The following is an 18,176-nucleotide window of genomic DNA, read 5'->3' as shown; positions in this document are numbered from 1 at the left end:
ACAGGGTTGCGCGAAAGGCAAAGGCGAGCTGGCGCGCAAGAATCTGAAGCGCCTCGTCTTTCTTTCCAATCGAAGCGCTCGGGCCAGCGCCTTTTACGGGGGCTGCATATTCGGCGGCGGCGCGGCGGCCTTGTGATGCCGCGTCGCGGCAAAAACCTATCCCTCCGCCTCACTCCGCAATCTGTCGATCCGTTCGGTGCAGAGCGTCTCCACGATATCGCGCAGCCTGTTCGCCGCCTCGGCCAATGCGGCAAGGTCCTCGGCGCTGATCTCATAACTCATCGAGTAGCGAGCCTCGACATACGCCCGTTTCAATAGCTCGAAACGCCGGCGGTCGATTTTGCTGTCGCGCGGCCAAGCGGCGATCAGTCGCGCCTCCTTATCCTCGGCGAGCGAGCGGAGGAATTTGATGTTGTGGGACCGAGGAAAGTAGAAGGTGTATGTCAGAAGAAAGCAGCCGTATGCGCGTTCGACGGCCTGGTGAAGCGCAAACGCAGCCGCGTTCGTCCACTGCCTATTCAGCGGATCCCGTTCAACCTGAAAACCAGCCGTTTCGATCTGAACATTGATTGCGGGGAACGAACTTGCATAATATTCTGATGCCATCCTGTACGCATCGCTGGCTGTCATGGGTTGCGGCGCAGCGAGCGGGTGATTGGGTAGCTCGTAAAGGGCGATGCCGTCGCGGATGATGTCGACCCAGAAATATTCGCCGCGGCGCAGCGCCTGGTTCACGTCCTGCATCGTGTGGACGATGATGTTGACGGTTCGACCTATCGCGGGATCGCGCAGGATCCTGTCCTCGGCGACATACCAATGATCGGCAATGTCGGTGAGGTCCGGGTGGCTCACGATGATCAAGAGATCAAAATCGGACTGATAGCCGTTCTCGGGCTCATCGACCCAGTCGCCCCGCGCATAGCTGCCGAAGAGGGCAATGCGGAGGATCTTGCCGTTGCGCTTCCATTCCATCGTTGCGCGTTCGATCGAGCGTGCAAACTCCTCCATCAGCACGTGCGTAATGCGCTCAAGCTCGCCTTGCTGCTTTGGCGGCAGATGGTCGATGTCGCTTCTCATTTCCGTTTCGATTCTGACGGGTGAGCCAGGGGCTGGCAAGTTCTTCTGCCCTCAATCTGGCGCTATCGAACGCGGCGACGTCCGGAAAAAGGGAGGGGGAAGCGCAGGGCGAGCATCACGCGCCAAGGCTTCGCTTTTCATAGACCGTCTTGATCGAGGTCCCGTCCCAAACATAGCAAAGATGCCGCTCCTGCCGGCAGTTTGAAAGAATGCGGGGGCGAAAGGCGGCAGCGCATTCGCCCCCCTGGTGACGGACGCTCCAGAAGCGGATGCCGTCGCCGCCCGCATCGCGCAGCTCGGACGCGAGGCCCTGGGCGGTCGCATAATTGTCGGGATCGTAAAGATGCGGATGGCTCGCTGCGAGGACGCGGATGTCGTGGAGATCGGCGGCGAGGTCGACCGCGTAGACGCGCATGTCGATTTCCTGCGCAGGCTCGTTAGTCGCAGCGAGGAATTTGGCGCGGTGGTGCTTCGTCTCTGCGATGGCCGCCTCGAGCGTGAGGGCGGCATAAAAGACGCCGAAGCTGCCGTCGGAGAACCGGCTGCCCGCCGGGTTGAGGTGGGTGAAGGCCGCCATGATGGGCGTCGCTCCCGGGCCCGAAACTCGATCCTCGGGCGGCACGAGCGCAAGGTCGCCCACCTCGTCCCTTAGGCGATCGTTGGTCATCGCCTCGATCTGGAAGACTGCATCGAGATCCTCTGCGCGCGCGACCTTGTCGAACAGCCCGACCGGTGGGAAGCGGCTGGGAATGATGCGATAGCAGGGCGACCAGCGGGTCGCGGTGACGGGAATATCTTGTGGCACGCCTTAGCCGCGCTGACCGTCGATATACTGCCGCACGACATAAAGATCAGCGACATTGCCCGAGGTCATCCGGTCGAGCGCCGACTTGCCCCCGAAAAGCTTCGCCTTGTTCGGCTTGCGCACCCAGCTATCCGCGGTCGTGGGGACAAGAATCTGGAGCCCCTTGTAGATGCCCATCACGTAGGAAATCCGCTCGAGCGCATCCTTCGATAGCGCCGCTACCTCGCCGCGCTTCCAGTTCTGAAGGGTCGACCGGCTGTCGAGCCCGAGCAGTGCCATCTGCTCCGCCTCATTGAGATCCCAGGCCTCGGCGATACTGAAGAAGGTTCGCAGCGCCGGGCCAGTCAGGCTCTTGCGGTCGATCGCGTTGCGGGCTGCGGTTGCCATCATCGGCTCCTTTCAGAGCCTATATGGTCCGTATCTGGCCAAATATCAACATTCGATCCGAATCGGAACACACTGTATCGGGATGAGCATATCGGCGCCCGCGAATAGGGCTCGCCTGCAAGCCGTTCCCCGCCTTTCCCAATCAGGGGCGGCCCGGCATCTCCGGCGACACTCCGACGACATCCACCAGATCCTCGCCGACCACGACCCCGGTGATCCGGACGCGCTTTTCGATATGGTCGACAGGGACACGGTGAAGATCGAGCTTCCAGCGGCCGCCGAGATCCCGGCGCAGGATGAAACCGCCCGCCTCGCGGACCAACGTTCCTGTTTCGTCAATCCTGGTCCCGATCGCGGTCATGAGCCGCCTTTATGGAATGCACGGATCCAGTGCCAGTCCAAACATATGCGAAGGCGGGGCTTTGCCTCCGGCATCACTCGTCCCCAGCGAATTTAGAACCAGATTGAGGCCGTCTCTGCGACACAATCTGACAAAGCTCGCTTATGCTCATCGCCTGTGCGCTGGAGCCCATCCGTCGATTGTTCCGGCAAAAGCGCCCGGATTTCCAGGCCTTGGCCCTGATTCTGCCATGGGGAGAATATAATGCACCATAAGATCGACTGGCGGTCCGAATATTATACGAAGATGTTCGAGCGATATGATCGGGCGGATTTCGCGCAGGAGTTTCTGCGCCGCAATCCCTCCTATCGGCGTCAGTATGACGCCGCGCTCGGCAAGCCCGCGGCGCTCGGCGCGGTCGCGCGCCACTGGGGGTTGGTCTTTCGCCTTCGACCCCGATCATAGCGCCGCCGAAGCACCCGCTATCTGGCATCCGCATGCCTGCGCGCTCGTCGCGGTGGCCCAGCCGGCGCCTGAGGGACTCGCGGCGGCGCGGCTCGCCGAACTTGTGCGCGGCGACCGGGTCGCGAGCGAAGTGATCGGCTATCGCGAATGGCATCTCGTGCTCCGGCTCGCGGGCCGCCATTACCGCGTCGCTGTCCGCTACTGCGAGGGCAATGAGGAAATTGCCTATGTCTGCCCCGCCGACGCGCAGGGTGGCATCCGGCTCGCGCTCGCCGCAGCGCTGCATCGCGGTCTGAGCGGGGAGGGGCTGGTGACGCCTCCCGCCGGCATCGATCCCGGCCCAACCGAGCGCTGGCGCCTTGTCCAGTGGCTTCGTCTTCTCGATGGCATTGCGGTGGGTGCGTCGGCCCGTGAGCTTGCCGCCGCGCTCCTTACGCCTGATGCGCGTCACTATTCGGCCGCCGAGTGGGACGCCTCGAGCGAAAGGCGCCGCATCGCGCGATGGCAGCGCGGCGCGCTCGCGATGCGCGACGGCGGTTACCGCGCGCTCCTCGCGGCTGGCTGATCGGGACATTCCGACCTTTCCGCGCTTTGTCCGTTCTCGGTCATGATCAGGATCGGCGAGACGTGCCTTGGGCCCGCCAGCCTGGCGGGCACGTCACTTGCTAACGCCGGAGACCGCCCATGACCGAGCCGCTTGAGCCCGATGGCCCCCGCTATCTCAGAACCCCCGATGCGGCCTTGCATCTCGGGCTCTCGGCGCGAACACTCGAAAAGCACCGCTGCTTCGGCACCGGCCCCAAATATCTGAAGCTTGGCGGGCGCATCGTTTACGAGATTTCCGATCTCGATGCCTGGGCTGGAACTGGACTTCGCTATTCGACCACAAATCCGCCCAAGCGGTTGATCCATCCCGCGCGCCGTGTGGTGCGTCGCTGATGCTCCTGCGCCGCGAAGCGGGCGAGCGGACCCGCCAGATACTGAGGCGAGCTTCGCCTCCGGGCGGTGCCGCCCTGCACCGCGGCTATTTCGCTGCGACGCTCGCAGCGGCGGCGCTATTCGCGTCCCTCTTCGCCGTGGTTATCTGGCAGTCGCCGCGTCCGCGCCTGATCTGGAACGCGAGCGCGAGCGTCCCCGTCGGCCTTTACCGGATTGATGCGCGCACCCCTGCGCTTGGCGACCTCATTGCCATCATACCCCCGCCTACGGTCGCTGACTGGCTCGATCGCCGGGATTACCTGCCTCTCGGTACGCCCCTTCTCAAACATGTCGCGGCAACGCCCGGGGCCCGCGTCTGCCGCTGGGGTGCCAAAATATCGATCGACGGACGCCACGCAGCATTCGCGCGCGCGGCCGACCGGAGGGGACGCGCGCTCCCGCGCTGGAGGGGCTGCCGCACGCTTCGCCATGGCGAACTCTTTCTTCTTAACGCCGCATCCGACAGTCTCGACAGCCGCTACTTTGGGCCCCTGCCGGTTTCCGGGCTTCTCGGTCCTGCGCGGCCGATCCTCACGCGATCGGCGCCCGGCTCGTCGCTTCGCTGGCGCTCGCACGGACTCTCCCGCTCGTTCCACCCTAAGAAGGATTATATCTCATGCTGATCGGAACCTTTCACGAAGCCGACCCCGGATACTCGGGCCGGATTACGACGCTGACGCTCGATGCGGCGCTTGCCATTGTTCCAGCAGCGCCCAGCGATACCGAGAATGCCCCCGATTGGCGCGTGCTGCTCGGCGAGGCCGACAGCAGGATCGAGGTGGGCGCAGGCTGGGACCGCACCGGCGAGCGCGCCGGACCCTATATCGCGCTGCAGATCGACGACCCCGCATTGCCGGTGTCGCTCCGCGCCAATCTCATTCGCTCGGCGCGCGACGACAGCGAACATCATCTCCTCTGGTCGCGGTCGCAACCGCAAGACCGGAGCTGAGCGGTGCCGGGCATGGGGCATCGCAGCCGCAGCGCCGCGGCGCACAAGCGGCGGATCGCGGCCGCCTGCGCGCTGGCGATCGCGGTGCATCCCATGCTCGCTGCGGCACGGGCAGAAGGCCAGGAACGCCGCGCCCCCGCCGCACCGCGGCACGCTGCACAAGCAGCGCACGTGGCGGAAGCTGCGCGCCGTTTCGCTGTCCCCGAAGACTGGATCTGGCGCGTCATGCATGCCGAAAGCGGCGGCAATCCCCGCGCGGTCTCGCGCGCTGGCGCAATAGGGCTGATGCAGATCATGCCCGCGACCTGGGCTATGCTGAGCGCGCGCCACAGGCTCGGGTCTGATCCCTTTGATACCCGCGCCAACATTCTTGCAGGCACTGCCTATCTCCGTGCGATGTGGGACCGATATCGCAATATCTCCTTGATGCTCATTGCCTATAATGCAGGCCCGGGCCGCGCTGACGCCTATGCAAGGGGTCGCCGCGGGCTGCCGGCAGAAACGCGCGCCTATGTCGCCCACCTCGCTCCCCTTATGCGAGGCGCGACAGACAAATCCGCGCCCGCCCCGCGCAAAGAGCCGCCGTCCTGGCGCGATGGGCCGCTGTTTGCAGTCCGGCCCGGTCTGCCGCCCCAGGCGGCGGACGAGGAGGAAAGGCCTGTCACGCTCGTTTCGCTGCCGTCGCTCTTTATTCAGCTTTCAAGCCGCGAGCCATGAGCCATCAGCGTCAACCTCGTGGCGGGAAAGGCGAAAATCGTGAGGCGATCCTCGCCGCCAGATCATGACAGAGCCGCATGATCGCCGCCTACATGCGGAGATGCTGCGACGGCAGCGTCGCTACAGCCAGACCCGACGCCTGAAGCGCCACCTTGCGATCATGCTCTCCTCGATCGCGCTCGCGGGCCTCGGTACCCCTTGGCTGATGCTCAGCTCGCCTGCTCTCCAATCAAGCGGTGTCTGGTGCCGGGCGAAGATTTTGACATGGTTTGCAAAGAGCCACGATCCCGGCATGACGATCCGTCATGACGACGTGGATTACCGCGTGTCGGCGCGCGCGGTCGCGGCTCATCCCTATTATCGCCGCGCTGCGCAAGTCTCCGGCGCCTTGGTCCTGCGTGGCGGCGCGGCTGGCTTCGGAGCCTGGCTTTCCTGCCTGATCCTTTTGCGCGGAGCGGCGGCGCGGCGGCGCGAGCGCGCGCTGCGCGACCGGTTCATCAGCGGTACGCGTGTGGCGAGCGAGGCGGCGCTCGCAAAGCTGACGCGCGAGGAGGCGGACCCCCGCTCGCTTGCAATCGGGTCCGTTGCGCTCCCGCCGCGGCTCGAAACCCGGCACATGGCAATGATCGGCACGACCGGTAGCGGCAAGACCACGGTGCTGCGCCAAATGCTCGACGGGATCGAGGCGCGCGGCGAGGCGGCGCTTGTCTATGACACGAGCGGCGAATTCATTGCCCACTATTTCAATCCCGCGCGCGGCGATGTCATCCTCAATCCTTTCGATGCCCGCTGCGCCTACTGGTCGCCCTTTGCCGAGATCGCGCACCCCGCGGATGCCGATCGCATCGCGCAGCAGTTGATCACCGAAACCGGCCACAACGGGCGCGATGTCTGGGTCGAGACGAGCCGCATCCTCGTCGCCAATATGCTGCGCGCACTCTGGCGCGAAGGGAAGGGGAGCTTGCCCGACCTCCTTCACGCGCTCCAGGATCGGACCCGGGATGATCTCAAGGCGTGGCTCGGCGACAGCTCGTCGGCGCGGATCTTTGCCGACGACGCAGACCGCGCGACCGGCAGCGTCCTCTTCATGCTCGCGAAAGCCGCCAATCTCATCCAGTTTCTGCGGTTGCCAAACGGAGAAGAGACGCCCTTTTCCTTTCGCGATTTCATCGCCGGTCTCGACGCTTGCGAAGGAAAGAGGCCCTGGATCTTCGTGCCGCGCAAGGAAGATTATTTCGAGGCTTCGAAGCCGCTGCTCGCCTGCTGGCTTGAATGCGCAGCAAGCGCGCTGCTTGCCCTGCCGCCCTCGCCGGAGCGGCGCGTCTGGCTCCTCCTCGACGAACTTGCGGATCTCCCGCGCGTCGACAATCTTGCCCGGCTGCTTCCCGAGGGGCGAAAGTTCGGCGCCGCGGTCGTGCTGACCTTCCAGGCGATCGGGCAGATGCGGCACCGCTACGGCAAGGATCTCGCCGAATCGATGCTCGGCTGCTGCAACACCAAGCTCTTCCTCCAGATGATCGACGGCGAGAGCCGGAAATGGGCGAGCGACGCGGTCGGCCATTGCGAGGTCGAGGTTCATACCATGACCGGCGGACTCGGCGATCGCGATCATGCACCCCATTTCACGCTGGGCCGGCAGCGCCGAACGCGCCCCGCGGTGCCCGAAAGCGAGCTTCGCCTTGCGCGCTATGAAGGCTATTTGCTCTTTCCCGATGGTCTGCCGGTCGCGCGGATTTCGCTCAGCAGCGATCACATCGCGCGCCGCGGTCCGCCGGGGCAGCGCGCTTTTATTGCAGCCGACCCGGCGGCGAGCCTTTGGCAGCGCGCGGTCGGCGGGAGAGGACCGAGCGACGCCAGGCGCACCGCGATCTCCTCCGTGCTCGATGAAGGTCCGCTCTGACGGGCCGGTCAGCCGCGCCCCTCCTCGAAATAGGCCCGCATCCGGTGCGCGGTTTCGGGTGTGAGCCTGACGAAGCTTCGGCGACCATCGCCCGGGTCGGGTATGCGATCGACGATCCCGGCAGCGCATAATTTCCGGCAGAGCCTGAGCGCGCTGCTCATCGGGATGCTTGGCGTGACGCAGAGCGAACTGAGAGGCAGGGGCTCACCCTCGCACTCATGGATGAATATATCGATGAGCATCTCCCACGCGGGATCGCCGAACAATTCGGGCGCGCCGAAAAGCTGATCACGCAGAAGGCGCCGTCGCAGCGTGGCCTTGGCATTTTCCAAAGCGATTTTGCCCCTCTCGGCGGGCCCCGGACTGCGAAGCTGCTGCAAGGTGCCGCGCTCCAACTTTGTCGCGGCTCCGCTGGTGCGAATGTGACGCGTGCCGCATTCGGTAACGATGATGTGGTCGACCAGCTTGATGTCGAGTTCGCGGCCGATCCGGTCAAGTAGCCGCGTGACCGCGATGTCGTGGTCGCTCGGTGTCGGGTCGCGGCTTGGATGATTGTGAACGAGGATGATGCCGCCGGCATTGAGCTCAAGCGCGCGGCGAAAGATCGTGCGCGGATAAAGCGCGAGACGGGTGAGGGTTCCATGCTGCAATTGCTCATCGGCGATGAGATGTCCCCCCGCATCCAGAAAGAGAACGCGCAGCTGCTCGTCGGGGAGCGATCCCATCTGGAGGACCAGATAGTCGCGCAGGGCCGTGCAACAGGGGTCGATCCTTATCCCATGCAAGCCCGACGAGAGGGCCTCGAGCGCGAACACTCGCGAACGAAGAAGGAGCCTCGTCACCTCAGATCCCGCACCTGTCACCCGGTCAATGTCCTGGGGTGTGCGTGACCAGATCCGGCCGATGGTCTGGAATTCGGCTAATAGGCTTGCTGCGATCCGTTCGGCGTCGGCTGGGGCGACGAGCGCGACCATCTCCGCCAGGATGGATAGCTGCCGGTCCGGCGCAGTCTTTGCTGGTGGCGCCATGTTGCGGCGATGAGCAGAGGCGGGATCAACCATGAAGCAGCGACCTGCATTGTAAGATAGACGACGGGGTTCACCGCGATATCGACTGCGCGTGCGAAATGGGCGAGGAGCGGCAGCGTGTGGAGAACCGCCGCGAGAAGCGGCCAGAAGCGCTTTGCAAAGAGCGCCAGGACGAGAGTCGCCGCGGCGCCGAACAGGTCTTGAGCAAGATAGCCGACATCGACGCGCTGGTAGGTCACCGCGCCCAAGAGGACGAGCAGCCGGTCCCAGAGAAGGATGATGAGCGCGATACCGACCATGACCCGCTCGGGGCCGCCGCCTTTCCTCGCAGCATAGATGAGAGCGGCTAGCAACAGGGTGGCGAAAACGGCTATTCGCATGTCCGCCACTATCCGGGCCGGCCGCGCCCCGGTCAACTGACCTTGGCGATGGAGGATATCTCGGCAAGCGCGGACGGCGGGCACTCGCGTAGATCATAACCGGCTGTTTCCTTGCCAATCTCGGCAAGCTCGCCATGCGCGCGCAGGAGTTCACCGCCAACCTCGACCAGCGAGAGCTGGGCCTTGGCAAGGCGCAGGATGGTGCGCTGGCCGGTTTTTGCCGGAACGCCTGTCGCCCGGCGCGCGGTCACGACGCTGGTCATAAGCGATGATAGCGCGATCAGGCTGTCGTCGACGCGGTTTTCCGCCTTCGGGATGTCGCGCTGAAGCCGCGCGGCCATGGCAGCAAATGTATCGGACATGACTTCTCCTTCACCGGAAGCACAGCGCTCCGGCCAATTGGGGCAAGTTGACGACGGGATCTACGGGGAGAGCAATTGCTCGAGGCCTTGGGCGATCCCGAGACCGCCGAGCAGGATCAGGATCGTCACGGCAAGAAGTCCGAAATAAATCCCGATCCGCGCCGCGATGCCATGATCGTGCCTCCCTAGATCCTTGAACAAGGAACCCGGCCTTGACCCGATGTCCGGAAGCGCGCTGCTATCCTGGAGATCGGCAAGGTTGGGCGGGTCCCCGTCCGAAAAGCGGGATCGCACCCATTGCGGCTGGAGGGGAAGCGCTGCTGCGTCGTATACGATTTGATCGTATATTCCTTTAAGCTGGCCATAGAGAACCGCGGTTTCGGCGCGGTTGCGTGTTCCCAGCGCGCTGCGTGCAGATTTCAGTCTTTGATCGACGGTATCCTTCGAAATATCGAGTATCCGCGCAATTTCCTTTGAGGTCTTATGCTCGAGGAGGAGGTCGAGGCAGTCGCGCTGCTTCTCGGTGAGCCTGGTCCAGAGCTCGGCGCTGTCGTCAATCGGGTCGGTCGGGGATGTCATTTTGTCCCTGGGCGTTGCGGAGTTAGGCCGGTCGCTGCCTGGTTCTGATGGGCAATCTTAGACTTGGGTGCTGGATTGGCGTCTTTTTACCTTTCTCCCATCTCTCGGTCGAGAAGCCGCGCGCGGCATTGATCCTTCGACATCCCCGCGCAGCATCGACGCGGCGACAACTGCCAGGCACATGCCAACCAGGAGCGCTTCTGTCCATTCACGGCATTTTTCCGAATCGGGATGCTGCCCCTGCGCGATTCGCGATGGCCTTTGCCGGTTGCTGCCTACGCTAAACTTTCTTTTTTTAGCCGATTCTACGACGCGCGCTTTTTCCTGTTGAAGCGCGAGCATTTCTGCGTCTCTTGATTCGCCCCGTTGAGCCGGCGCTTCCGCCGGCGCAAGCGAACGGGGTGATCCATGGCCATCGAGCTCGGCAGATCGGAAGCGCAACGTCGCAGCGCGCGCATGCTCAGGACCGCGCTCGGAGCGGCGATCACCGAGTGGCTTGCCGACCCTGCGGTGATCGAGATCATGCTCAACCCCGACGGGCGGCTTTGGGTCGACCGGGTCGGTGAAGGGATCCGCGATAGCGGCTCTTTGATGAGCGCCGCGGACGGCGAGCGCATCGTCCGCCTCGTTGCCCATCATGTCGGCGAGGAAGTTCATGGCGATCGGCCCCGTGTGTCCGCGGAGCTGCCCGAAGGCGGGGAGCGGTTCGAAGGGCTGCTCCCTCCGGTTGTGACGGCGCCGGCCTTCGCGATCCGCAAGCCCGCGGTCGCGGTCTTTTCCCTTGATGACTATGTCGGCGCGGGGATTCTTTCCGAGGGCGACGCCGAGCTCCTCCGGTGCGCGGTCGCCGCGCGCGCAAATATCCTCGTCGCCGGCGGCACCGGGACCGGCAAGACAACGCTCGCAAACGCGTTGCTCGCCGAAATGGCGAGAAGTGCCGACCGCATCGTGCTGATCGAGGATATGCGCGAGCTGCAATGCGCGGCGCCCAATCTGGTCGCCATGCGCACGAAGGACGGCGTAGCCTCGCTCAGAGATCTTGTGCGCGCGTCGCTGCGCCTGCGCCCGGATCGCATCCCGATCGGCGAGGTGCGCGGCGCCGAGGCGCTCGATCTTTTGAAGGCCTGGGGCACCGGACATCCGGGCGGCGTCGGCACAATCCACGCCGGAAGCGCGCTGGGCGCGCTGCGCCGGATGGAGCAACTCATCCAGGAGGCGGTGGTGGCCGTTCCGCGCGCACTGCTTGCCGACACCATCGATCTTGTCGCCGTGCTCGTCCGCGTCGGCAGCTCACGCCGCCTGTCCGAGCTTGCGCGCATCGACGGGCTCGACCTTTTGACGGGCGAATATCGCCTTACCCCTCTCTCCACCCCTTGCGAAGGAATTCTCCAATGACAAAGACAGTGACGCGCCGCCGGGCCGGGCGCTGGGCGTGCGGCCCGCTTTATCGCACCTCGATCCTCGCTGCGTGGCTCTTCTACGCGGCACCTGCCTATGCCGGCGGTTCGTCTATGCCCTGGGAGGCGCCGCTCCAGTCGATCCTCGAAAGCATCGAGGGGCCTGTCGCAAAAATCATCGCGGTCATCATCATCATCGTCACCGGGCTCAGTCTCGCTTTCGGCGACACCTCGGGCGGCTTCAGGCGCCTGATCCAGATCGTGTTCGGCCTGTCGATCGCCTTCGCTGCCTCGAGCTTCTTCCTCTCCTTCTTCTCCTTTGGCGGCGGGGCGCTCGTTTGATGGACCGCAACGAGAATGTCCCGGGCTTTTTCGCCCCGGTGCACCGCTCGCTCGCCGAGCCCATCCTGCTCGGCGGCGCGCCGCGCAGCCTCGCGATCGTCAACGCTACGCTCGGCGGCGCGATCGGACTGGGTCTTCGCCTCTGGATCGCCGGGATCGCGCTCTGGGCCATCGGCCACGCGCTCGCCGTCTGCGCAGCCCGGCGCGATCCCGCGTTCGTCGAGGTCACACAGCGTCACCTCAAATATCCTGGATGGATGCGGCCATGATGAATTTGTCCGAATATCGATCGAAATCCGCCTGCCTTGCAGACTTTCTGCCTTGGGCCTGCCTGGTGGCGGAGGGCGTGGTGCTGAACAAGGACGGGTCGTTCCAGCGATCCGCGCGCTTTCGCGGCCCGGACCTTGACAGCGCCACGCCTGCTGAAATGGTCGCGGTCACCGCGCGCCTCAACAGTGCGCTGCGGCGCCTCGGATCGGGCTGGGCGGTATTTGTGGAAGCCCAGCGGCTCGCCGCGCAAAGCTATCCGATCTCGGATTTTCCCGATCCCGTCTCGCGGCTCGTCGATATCGAGCGCCGCGAGCAGTTTCGCGAGGAAGGCGCGCACTTCGAGAGCAGCTACTATCTGACCCTCGTCTGGCTGCCGCCCGCCGAGGAGCGTGCGCGCGCCGAAGCCTGGCTTTTTGAAGGCGGCGCGAAGAAGGGCGTCGACCCCTGGCAATGGCTCGCGGGCTTCATCGATCGCACCGAGCGGCTCTTGCATCTCGTCGAAGGCTTCATGCCCGAGGTGCGCTGGCTCGATGACGGCGAAACGCTGAGCTATCTCCACAGTACGGTCTCGACGAAGGTGCAGCGGGTTCGCGTCCCCGAGACGCCCGCCTATCTTGATGCGCTGCTCACCGACGAGCCGCTCGTCGGCGGGCTCGAACCGCGCCTTGGCGAGCATCATCTGCGCACGCTGACGATCACGGGCTTTCCAAGCGAAACCTTTCCGGGCCTGCTCGACGAGCTCAACCGGCTCGCCTTTGGCTATCGCTGGTCAAGCCGCGCGATCATGCTCGACAAGACCGACGCGGCGCGGGTGCTCACGAAAATCCGGCGGCAGTGGTTTGCAAAGCGAAAGTCCATTGCCGCGATCCTCAAGGAGGTCATGACCAACGAGGCATCGGTTCTCGTCGACAGCGATGCGGCGAACAAGGCGGCCGATGCCGACCTTGCGCTGCAGGAACTCGGCGCCGACAGCGCCGGCATCGCCTATGTCTCGGTGAGCGTGACCGTATGGGATCGGGATCCTGCACGGGCGGCGGAGAAGCTTCGCCTTGCGGAGAAGACCATCCAGGCCCGCGATTTCACCTGCACGGCTGAAAGCGTGAATGCGCTCGAGGCATGGCTCGGGAGCCTGCCGGGACATGTTTATGCCAATGTCCGCCAGCCTCCCCTCTCGACCTTGAACCTTGCTCATCTGATCCCGCTCTCAGCGGTTTGGGCAGGCGCGGAGCGCGATGAGCATCTTGGGGATGCCCCCTTGCTATACGGCAGGACCGAGGGCTCGACGCCGTTCCGCTTCTCGCTGCATGTCGGCGACGTTGGTCATTGCCTCGTCATTGGTCCAACCGGATCGGGAAAATCGGTGCTGCTTGGCATCATGGCGCTGCAGTTCCGCCGATACCGCGCGAGCCAGATATTCGTCTTCGATTTCGGAGGCTCGATCCGTGCGGCCGCCCTGGCGATGGGCGGTGACTGGCAGGATCTCGGCGGCTCGCTCTATAACGCCGAAGGCGGCGTTGCGCTGCAGCCGCTTGCGCGCATCGACGAGGCGGCCGAGCGCGCCTGGGCAGCCGAATGGCTCGCCGCGCTGCTGGCGGGCGAGGGGGTTTCCATCGACCTTGCGGCGAAGGAGCATCTCTGGTCGGCGCTTTGCTCGCTCGCCACCGCGCCGAGGTCGGAGCGGACGCTGACGGGACTCGCGGTGCTTCTCCAGTCGCAAATGCTCAAGCAGGCGCTTGCGCCCTATCTTGTCGGCGGCCCCTGGGGGCGACTGCTCGATGCCGAGGAAGAACGGCTCGGCGACGCGCGGGTCGAGGCGCTCGAGACCGAGGGGCTTGTCGGCACATCCGCTGCAGCCGCCGTGCTTTCCTATCTTTTTCACCGGATCGAGAGGCGTCTCGACGGCTCGCCGACTCTCATCATCATCGACGAGGGCTGGCTCGTCCTCGATAGCCCGGCCTTCACATCGCAGCTTCGCGCATGGCTGAAGACCTTGCGCAAGAAAAATGCGAGCGTGGTCTTTGCCACCCAGAGTCTCGCCGATATCGAGGGCTCGCATATTGCGCCGGCGATCGTCGAAAGCTGCCCGACGCGGATTTTCCTGCCAAATGATCGAGCGGCCGAACCGCAGGTCGCAAGCATATATGAGCGCTTTGGTCTCAACGACCGCCAGATCGAGATATTGAGCCGGGCGACGCCGAAGCGCGACTATTATTGCCAGTCGCGCCGCGGCAACCGCCTTTTCGAATTGGGTCTCGGCGATATCGCGCTCGCCTTCGCTGCCGCATCATCCAAGGCCGATCAGCTTCAAATCACCGAGCTGGTCGAGGCGCACGGACGCGCGCACTTCGCCGCGGCCTGGCTCCGCTACCGCCGTCTCGAGTGGGCGGCCGAGCTCATTTCTCCCCCCGAAGCCAACCCGCAAATCGAAGGAGAAAGTCCGTGAAAAGAAAGATTTCAGGTGCCTTGTTCGTATCGATTGTCGCGGGATCGACGATCGCTCTCTCCCCTTATCCGGCGTCGGCGCAGATCGGCGGCATCGTTCACGATCCCCGCAACTATGCGCAGAATATCCTGACCGCGGCGCGCACGCTCGAGCAGATCAACAACCAGATCCGCATGCTGCAGAACCAGACGGTGTCGCTCCTCAACGAGGCAAAGAATCTCGCCGCGCTCCCGACCTCGACCTTGGCGGAGCTTGAGAGCCAGGTCGACCGGACGCGCGGTCTCCTCGGCGAGGCCGAGCGGATCGCTTTTGACGTAAAGGATATCGAGGCGGCCTTCGAGGGCCGGTACAAGAGTTCAGCATTGGCGGCGCCGAACGCTGCGCTGGTCGCCAAGGCCGAGGCGCGCTGGATGGATAGCGTCGCCGCGTTCGAGGACGCGATGAAAGTCCAGGCGGCGATCGTCGGCAATCTCGGAGGAACCCGCGCGTCCATTTCGGCCCTGGTCACCGCCAGCCAGTCGGCGAGCGGCGCGCTGCAGGCCGCGCAGGCTGGAAACCAGCTCCTTGCGCTTCAGTCCCAGCAGCTTGGCGATCTTGCCGCGGCGCTTGCCGCTCAGGGCCGGGCGCAGGCGCTCGAGGCCGCGCGCAGCGCCGCTATCGAGGCCGAAGCGCGCGAACGCTTTCGGCGCTTCCGCGGCAAGAATTGACGTGCAGCGGCGCGAAAAGGTCGGCGTGACCGCGCCCTGCAATCGCGCCGGGTGCGCCGCCCCGGTCGTCCGGTCTGGCGCGGCAATTCGGAAAGCAACGAAGGTTTCGCCTGAGCTCACAAGCCGTCCTTCAGGAAGCCGCGGCGGGGAGCCGGGGCGCCTGCGCTTCTTTTGCCGCGAGGATGAGGCACAATGAACGACAGCGGCGTCATCGATCAGTTTTTGAGCGTCTTTTCGACCTATATCGACAGCGGCTTCGGTCTCGTCGGCGGCGAGGTCGGCTTCCTCTCCTCGACGCTCATCGTAATCGACGTCACGATCGCGGCGCTCTTCTGGGCGTGGGGCGCCGATGAGGATATTCTGCAGCGCCTCGTCAAGAAGACGCTCTACATCGGTGTTTTTGCTTATATCATCGGAAATTTCTCCACGCTTTCATCGATCCTGCTCGACAGCTTTGCAGGACTTGGACTGAAGGCGAGCGGCGGGGCACTTGCCCTTGGCGACTTCATGCGGCCCGGCATGATTGCGGCGACCGGTCTCGATGCCGGAGCGCCGCTCCTCGATGCGACCGAACAACTGATGGGGCCGATCGGCTTCTTTTCCAATTTCGTCCAGATCGCGATCCTGTTCGTCGCATGGGTGATCGTCGTGCTCGCCTTCTTCATTCTCGCGGTGCAAATCTTCGTCACGATCCTCGAGTTCAAGCTGGTGACGCTCGCCGGGTTCGTGCTGCTGCCCTTCGCCTTTTTCGCTCGCACGGCCTTCATGGCCGAGCGCGTGCTGGGACACGTCGTTTCCTCGGGTATCAAGCTCCTCGTGCTTGCGGTCATCACCGGCATCGGAACCACGCTTTTTCACCGCTTTCTCGAGGCAGGGATCGGCGCTGAACCCGATATCGAGCAGGCGATGGCGATCGCGCTCTCGGCGCTCACCTTGCTCGGTCTTGGTATTTTCGGTCCCGGGATCGCGAACGGCATCGTCGCAGGCGGTCCGCAGCTTGGTGCCGGCGCGGCCGCGGGAACGGCGGTGGCTGCGGGCGCTACGCTTGCCGCCGGCGCAGCCGGAGCGACACTGGCCGGGGGTGCGGCGGCGACCGCCCTCGGCCGCACGGCGCTTGGCGGCGCGCGCATGACGGGCAGCGCAAGCGCGGCCTATGCGCGCGGCGCCGCCGGGCGCGAAGGCGCAGCGGCGGTGGGCGGCGGCGTTGCCGGTGTGACAGCTGCCGCTGCGCGCGGGGCCGCAGCGCCGGTCCGCAAGAGCGCCGACCGGGTCCGGGCAAGCTATCAGGACGGACGCACCGGACGCGAAGGGGGCGACTTCGCCTCGCCGGCGTCGCCGGAGGAGCAGCCCGCCTGGGCGAAGGCGCTCCGCCGCCGTCAGGCGATGATGCAAGGCGCGGCCGCCCTCGCTCACAGCATCCGGTCGGGCGACAGCCAAGGTGCCGGCGCTGCACCCGATACCAGCGAAAAGGAGTGACGCATGTTTCGACGACCTTCGGTCCGCTATGGACGCTCGCCCTTTCCCGTCACCCCCTACCAGCGCGCGGCGCAGGTCTGGGATGACAGGATCGGATCCGCCCGCGTCCAGGCGAAGAACTGGCGCCTCGCCTTTTTCGGCTGTCTTGCCCTTGCAGGCGGCCTGGGAGCCGCGCTCGTTTGGCACTCGGCGCGCGGTACGATCACACCCTGGGTCGTTGAAGTCGACAAGTTCGGCGAGGCGAGGGCGGTCGCCCCGGCCGACGCTGCCTGGAACCCCAGCGATCCCCAGATCGCCTTTCACCTGGCCCGCTTCATCGAGCATGTGCGCTCGATTCCGGCGGATCCGGTGGTCCTGCGTAACGACTGGCTCGCTGCCTATGACTTTGCGCGAGATGCGGGCGCGCGGGCGCTCAATGACTATGCGCGCGATAGCGATCCCTTCGCCGAGATTGGGAAGGTCCAGGTCGCCGTCGATGTCTCGAGCGTCATTCGCGCATCGCGCGACAGCTTCCGCATCGCCTGGACCGAGCGGCGATATCAGGACGGCAGCCTCACCGAACGCTCGCGCTGGTCGGCCATCGTCACCGTCCGCATCGAGCCGCCGCGCACGCCCGACGCGCTTCGCAAGAACCCGCTCGGGCTCTTTGTCACTGCCCTTTCATGGTCAAAGGAACTCAGCCAATGACGACGCCCATTTTCCTGATTGCCGCTGCAACGATGCTGCTCGCGCCCGTCGCTGCTTCCGAAGCTCGCGACCCGCGCGCGCGCGTCGGCAAGGCCAATGCCGAGGCGCGTGTTGAGCCTGACCTCCAAGCCTATCGCAACGCGATCCAGCAATATGCCTGGTCCGATGGCGCGCTCTATCAGGTTTATACAGCCCCGGGACAGGTGACCGATATTGTCCTTGAAGCTGGCGAAGCGCTCGTGGGCCCAGGACCGGTTGCCGCCGGCGACACGGTGCGGTGGATCATCGGCGACACGGTGAGCGGTGCGGGCGCATCGCGCCGCGTCCATCTGCTGGTCAAGCCCACGCGATCTGACATTTCCACCAATCTCGTTATCAACACCGACCGCCGGACCTATCATCTCGAATTGCGATCGACGCCGGCAACTTACATGGCGCAGGTGTCGTGGACCTACCCGGCAGATGCGCTGATCGCGCTTAACGCCGCGGCGTCCGAGCAAGAAAGGCGAGAACCGGTCGCGGCGGGCATTGACCCCGCTCGTCTCGATTTTCGCTACCGGATTTCGGGCGACAAAGTGCCCTGGAGGCCGCTGCGCGTCTTCGATGATGGCCGGCAGACATTTGTGGAATTTGCAAGCGGGATAGCGTCCCACGACATGCCGCCGATCTTCCTCCTCAATGAAGGCGGCGAGGCCGAGCTTGTGAACTACCGCGTCCGCGGCCGCTATCTGCTCGTCGACCGGCTGTTCGATCGCGCGGTGCTCCGGCTCGGCGTGGGGAAGGCCGCGCGCGAGGTTCGCATTCGCCGCGACGAGCCGCGCCGAGGCGGCCGGTGATCCCGCCTGAGGCTCGGGCTTCTGCCGGGGAAGAGATTGGAGCCCCTCCGC

Annotated in this window: 23 protein-coding genes; 15 read left to right on the top strand and 8 right to left on the bottom strand. The window is 64.9% G+C overall.

The window, feature by feature from the left end; all coding sequences use genetic code 11:
- Window positions 1–156: 156 nt before the first annotated feature.
- The 4 genes from B5X69_RS13455 to B5X69_RS13440 all read right to left on the bottom strand — a co-directional run bounded on the left by B5X69_RS13455 (window position 157) and on the right by B5X69_RS13440 (window position 2,630).
- Window positions 157–1,077 carry a HEPN domain-containing protein gene (locus B5X69_RS13455; protein ID WP_079639224.1) on the bottom strand — a complete coding sequence of 307 codons (921 nt, stop codon included), beginning with the start codon at window positions 1,075–1,077 and terminating at the stop codon, window positions 157–159.
- A gap of 115 nt (window positions 1,078–1,192) precedes the next feature.
- Window positions 1,193–1,882, bottom strand: coding sequence for an RES family NAD+ phosphorylase (locus B5X69_RS13450; RefSeq protein WP_079639223.1), 690 nt, complete (start codon window positions 1,880–1,882; stop codon window positions 1,193–1,195).
- A 3-nt stretch (window positions 1,883–1,885) separates the two neighbouring features.
- Window positions 1,886–2,269 (bottom strand): MbcA/ParS/Xre antitoxin family protein, encoded by a 384-nt coding sequence (locus tag B5X69_RS13445; RefSeq protein ID WP_079639275.1) that lies wholly within the window; start codon window positions 2,267–2,269, stop codon window positions 1,886–1,888.
- Between the two features lie 142 nt (window positions 2,270–2,411).
- Window positions 2,412–2,630 carry a DUF5818 domain-containing protein gene (locus tag B5X69_RS13440; RefSeq protein ID WP_079639222.1) on the bottom strand — a complete coding sequence of 73 codons (219 nt, stop codon included), beginning with the start codon at window positions 2,628–2,630 and terminating at the stop codon, window positions 2,412–2,414.
- Window positions 2,631–2,873: 243 nt separating this feature from the next.
- Here B5X69_RS13440 and B5X69_RS13435 point away from each other — a divergent pair, with 243 nt between their 5' ends.
- From B5X69_RS13435 to B5X69_RS13405, 7 genes are all read left to right on the top strand, one after another.
- On the top strand, window positions 2,874–3,074 hold the full coding sequence (locus B5X69_RS13435) for a transcriptional regulator domain-containing protein (RefSeq protein WP_079639221.1): 201 nt from the start codon (window positions 2,874–2,876) through the stop codon (window positions 3,072–3,074).
- Between the two features lie 52 nt (window positions 3,075–3,126).
- Entirely contained in the window at window positions 3,127–3,639 is a 513-nt protein-coding gene (locus B5X69_RS13430) for a DUF2285 domain-containing protein (protein ID WP_245798740.1), read from the top strand.
- Between the two features lie 119 nt (window positions 3,640–3,758).
- Window positions 3,759–4,013: a helix-turn-helix transcriptional regulator gene (locus B5X69_RS13425; protein ID WP_079639219.1), complete on the top strand. Its 255-nt coding sequence runs from the start codon at window positions 3,759–3,761 to the stop codon at window positions 4,011–4,013.
- Window positions 4,013–4,675 (top strand): S26 family signal peptidase, encoded by a 663-nt coding sequence (locus tag B5X69_RS13420; protein ID WP_079639218.1) that lies wholly within the window; start codon window positions 4,013–4,015, stop codon window positions 4,673–4,675. The genes B5X69_RS13425 and B5X69_RS13420 overlap by 1 nt, the downstream gene beginning before the upstream one ends.
- Entirely contained in the window at window positions 4,669–5,001 is a 333-nt protein-coding gene (locus B5X69_RS13415) for a DUF736 domain-containing protein (RefSeq protein WP_079639217.1), read from the top strand. The genes B5X69_RS13420 and B5X69_RS13415 overlap by 7 nt, the downstream gene beginning before the upstream one ends.
- Window positions 5,002–5,013: 12 nt before the next feature.
- Window positions 5,014–5,718 (top strand): lytic transglycosylase domain-containing protein, encoded by a 705-nt coding sequence (locus B5X69_RS13410; protein ID WP_245798739.1) that lies wholly within the window; start codon window positions 5,014–5,016, stop codon window positions 5,716–5,718.
- Window positions 5,719–5,818: 100 nt separating this feature from the next.
- Entirely contained in the window at window positions 5,819–7,618 is a 1,800-nt protein-coding gene (locus B5X69_RS13405) for a type IV secretion system DNA-binding domain-containing protein (RefSeq protein WP_245798738.1), read from the top strand.
- Between the two features lie 8 nt (window positions 7,619–7,626).
- Here B5X69_RS13405 and B5X69_RS21535 read toward each other — a convergent pair whose 3' ends face one another.
- The 4 genes from B5X69_RS21535 to B5X69_RS13390 form a co-directional block, all read right to left on the bottom strand.
- A complete protein-coding gene (locus B5X69_RS21535) occupies window positions 7,627–8,460 on the bottom strand; it encodes a JAB domain-containing protein (RefSeq protein ID WP_176141605.1) in 834 nt (277 codons plus the stop codon).
- Between the two features lie 77 nt (window positions 8,461–8,537).
- Window positions 8,538–9,026: a hypothetical protein gene (locus B5X69_RS21530; RefSeq protein WP_176141604.1), complete on the bottom strand. Its 489-nt coding sequence runs from the start codon at window positions 9,024–9,026 to the stop codon at window positions 8,538–8,540.
- 32 nt (window positions 9,027–9,058) lie between these two features.
- Window positions 9,059–9,388: a hypothetical protein gene (locus B5X69_RS13395; RefSeq protein ID WP_245798737.1), complete on the bottom strand. Its 330-nt coding sequence runs from the start codon at window positions 9,386–9,388 to the stop codon at window positions 9,059–9,061.
- Between the two features lie 60 nt (window positions 9,389–9,448).
- Window positions 9,449–9,967: a helix-turn-helix domain-containing protein gene (locus tag B5X69_RS13390; protein ID WP_079639214.1), complete on the bottom strand. Its 519-nt coding sequence runs from the start codon at window positions 9,965–9,967 to the stop codon at window positions 9,449–9,451.
- Window positions 9,968–10,375: 408 nt separating this feature from the next.
- On the opposite strand from B5X69_RS13390, the gene trbB reads away from it, so the two are divergent.
- The 8 genes from trbB to trbG all read left to right on the top strand — a co-directional run bounded on the left by trbB (window position 10,376) and on the right by trbG (window position 18,125).
- Window positions 10,376–11,362: a P-type conjugative transfer ATPase TrbB gene (trbB, locus tag B5X69_RS13385; protein ID WP_079639213.1), complete on the top strand. Its 987-nt coding sequence runs from the start codon at window positions 10,376–10,378 to the stop codon at window positions 11,360–11,362.
- Window positions 11,359–11,706, top strand: a complete 348-nt coding sequence (locus B5X69_RS13380; RefSeq protein ID WP_245798736.1) for a TrbC/VirB2 family type IV secretion system protein — start codon at window positions 11,359–11,361, stop codon at window positions 11,704–11,706. The genes trbB and B5X69_RS13380 overlap by 4 nt, the downstream gene beginning before the upstream one ends.
- Window positions 11,706–11,975, top strand: a complete 270-nt coding sequence (locus B5X69_RS13375) for a VirB3 family type IV secretion system protein (protein WP_079639212.1) — start codon at window positions 11,706–11,708, stop codon at window positions 11,973–11,975. The genes B5X69_RS13380 and B5X69_RS13375 overlap by 1 nt, the downstream gene beginning before the upstream one ends.
- The gene (trbE, locus tag B5X69_RS13370; RefSeq protein WP_079639270.1) at window positions 11,972–14,419 is read left to right on the top strand and encodes a conjugal transfer protein TrbE; all 2,448 of its coding nucleotides are present in this window, start codon (window positions 11,972–11,974) and stop codon (window positions 14,417–14,419) included. The genes B5X69_RS13375 and trbE overlap by 4 nt, the downstream gene beginning before the upstream one ends.
- Window positions 14,420–14,427: 8 nt before the next feature.
- On the top strand, window positions 14,428–15,126 hold the full coding sequence (gene trbJ / locus B5X69_RS13365) for a P-type conjugative transfer protein TrbJ (protein WP_079639271.1): 699 nt from the start codon (window positions 14,428–14,430) through the stop codon (window positions 15,124–15,126).
- Window positions 15,127–15,318: 192 nt separating this feature from the next.
- A complete protein-coding gene (gene trbL / locus B5X69_RS13355; protein WP_079639210.1) occupies window positions 15,319–16,602 on the top strand; it encodes a P-type conjugative transfer protein TrbL in 1,284 nt (427 codons plus the stop codon).
- A 3-nt stretch (window positions 16,603–16,605) separates the two neighbouring features.
- Window positions 16,606–17,289: a conjugal transfer protein TrbF gene (trbF, locus tag B5X69_RS13350; RefSeq protein ID WP_079639209.1), complete on the top strand. Its 684-nt coding sequence runs from the start codon at window positions 16,606–16,608 to the stop codon at window positions 17,287–17,289.
- Window positions 17,286–18,125, top strand: a complete 840-nt coding sequence (trbG, locus tag B5X69_RS13345; RefSeq protein WP_425441515.1) for a P-type conjugative transfer protein TrbG — start codon at window positions 17,286–17,288, stop codon at window positions 18,123–18,125. The genes trbF and trbG overlap by 4 nt, the downstream gene beginning before the upstream one ends.
- Window positions 18,126–18,176: the final 51 nt, after the last annotated feature.

This window comes from Sphingopyxis flava (genome assembly GCF_900168005.1).
In the GTDB taxonomy this organism is placed as follows: Bacteria; Pseudomonadota; Alphaproteobacteria; order Sphingomonadales; family Sphingomonadaceae; genus Sphingopyxis; species Sphingopyxis flava.
This window is presented reverse-complemented; position numbering and strand designations above follow the sequence as displayed.

Excerpts from the sequence above, each read along its gene's own strand:
- B5X69_RS13455 (WP_079639224.1), bottom strand. The coding sequence starts at position 1,077 with ATGAGAAGCGACATCGACCATCTGCCGCCAAAGCAGCAAGGCGAGCTT.
- B5X69_RS13445 (WP_079639275.1), bottom strand. The coding sequence starts at position 2,269 with ATGGCAACCGCAGCCCGCAACGCGATCGACCGCAAGAGCCTGACTGGC.
- B5X69_RS13440 (WP_079639222.1), bottom strand. The coding sequence starts at position 2,630 with ATGACCGCGATCGGGACCAGGATTGACGAAACAGGAACGTTGGTCCGC.
- B5X69_RS13435 (WP_079639221.1), top strand. The coding sequence starts at position 2,874 with ATGCACCATAAGATCGACTGGCGGTCCGAATATTATACGAAGATGTTC.
- B5X69_RS13425 (WP_079639219.1), top strand. The coding sequence starts at position 3,759 with ATGACCGAGCCGCTTGAGCCCGATGGCCCCCGCTATCTCAGAACCCCC.
- B5X69_RS13420 (WP_079639218.1), top strand. The coding sequence starts at position 4,013 with ATGCTCCTGCGCCGCGAAGCGGGCGAGCGGACCCGCCAGATACTGAGG.
- B5X69_RS13415 (WP_079639217.1), top strand. The coding sequence starts at position 4,669 with ATGCTGATCGGAACCTTTCACGAAGCCGACCCCGGATACTCGGGCCGG.
- B5X69_RS13410 (WP_245798739.1), top strand. The coding sequence starts at position 5,014 with ATGGGGCATCGCAGCCGCAGCGCCGCGGCGCACAAGCGGCGGATCGCG.
- B5X69_RS13405 (WP_245798738.1), top strand. The coding sequence starts at position 5,819 with ATGCTGCGACGGCAGCGTCGCTACAGCCAGACCCGACGCCTGAAGCGC.
- B5X69_RS21530 (WP_176141604.1), bottom strand. The coding sequence starts at position 9,026 with ATGCGAATAGCCGTTTTCGCCACCCTGTTGCTAGCCGCTCTCATCTAT.
- B5X69_RS13395 (WP_245798737.1), bottom strand. The coding sequence starts at position 9,388 with ATGTCCGATACATTTGCTGCCATGGCCGCGCGGCTTCAGCGCGACATC.
- B5X69_RS13390 (WP_079639214.1), bottom strand. The coding sequence starts at position 9,967 with ATGACATCCCCGACCGACCCGATTGACGACAGCGCCGAGCTCTGGACC.
- trbB (WP_079639213.1), top strand. The coding sequence starts at position 10,376 with ATGGCCATCGAGCTCGGCAGATCGGAAGCGCAACGTCGCAGCGCGCGC.
- B5X69_RS13380 (WP_245798736.1), top strand. The coding sequence starts at position 11,359 with ATGACAAAGACAGTGACGCGCCGCCGGGCCGGGCGCTGGGCGTGCGGC.
- B5X69_RS13375 (WP_079639212.1), top strand. The coding sequence starts at position 11,706 with ATGGACCGCAACGAGAATGTCCCGGGCTTTTTCGCCCCGGTGCACCGC.
- trbE (WP_079639270.1), top strand. The coding sequence starts at position 11,972 with ATGATGAATTTGTCCGAATATCGATCGAAATCCGCCTGCCTTGCAGAC.
- trbL (WP_079639210.1), top strand. The coding sequence starts at position 15,319 with ATGAACGACAGCGGCGTCATCGATCAGTTTTTGAGCGTCTTTTCGACC.
- trbF (WP_079639209.1), top strand. The coding sequence starts at position 16,606 with ATGTTTCGACGACCTTCGGTCCGCTATGGACGCTCGCCCTTTCCCGTC.
- trbG (WP_425441515.1), top strand. The coding sequence starts at position 17,286 with ATGACGACGCCCATTTTCCTGATTGCCGCTGCAACGATGCTGCTCGCG.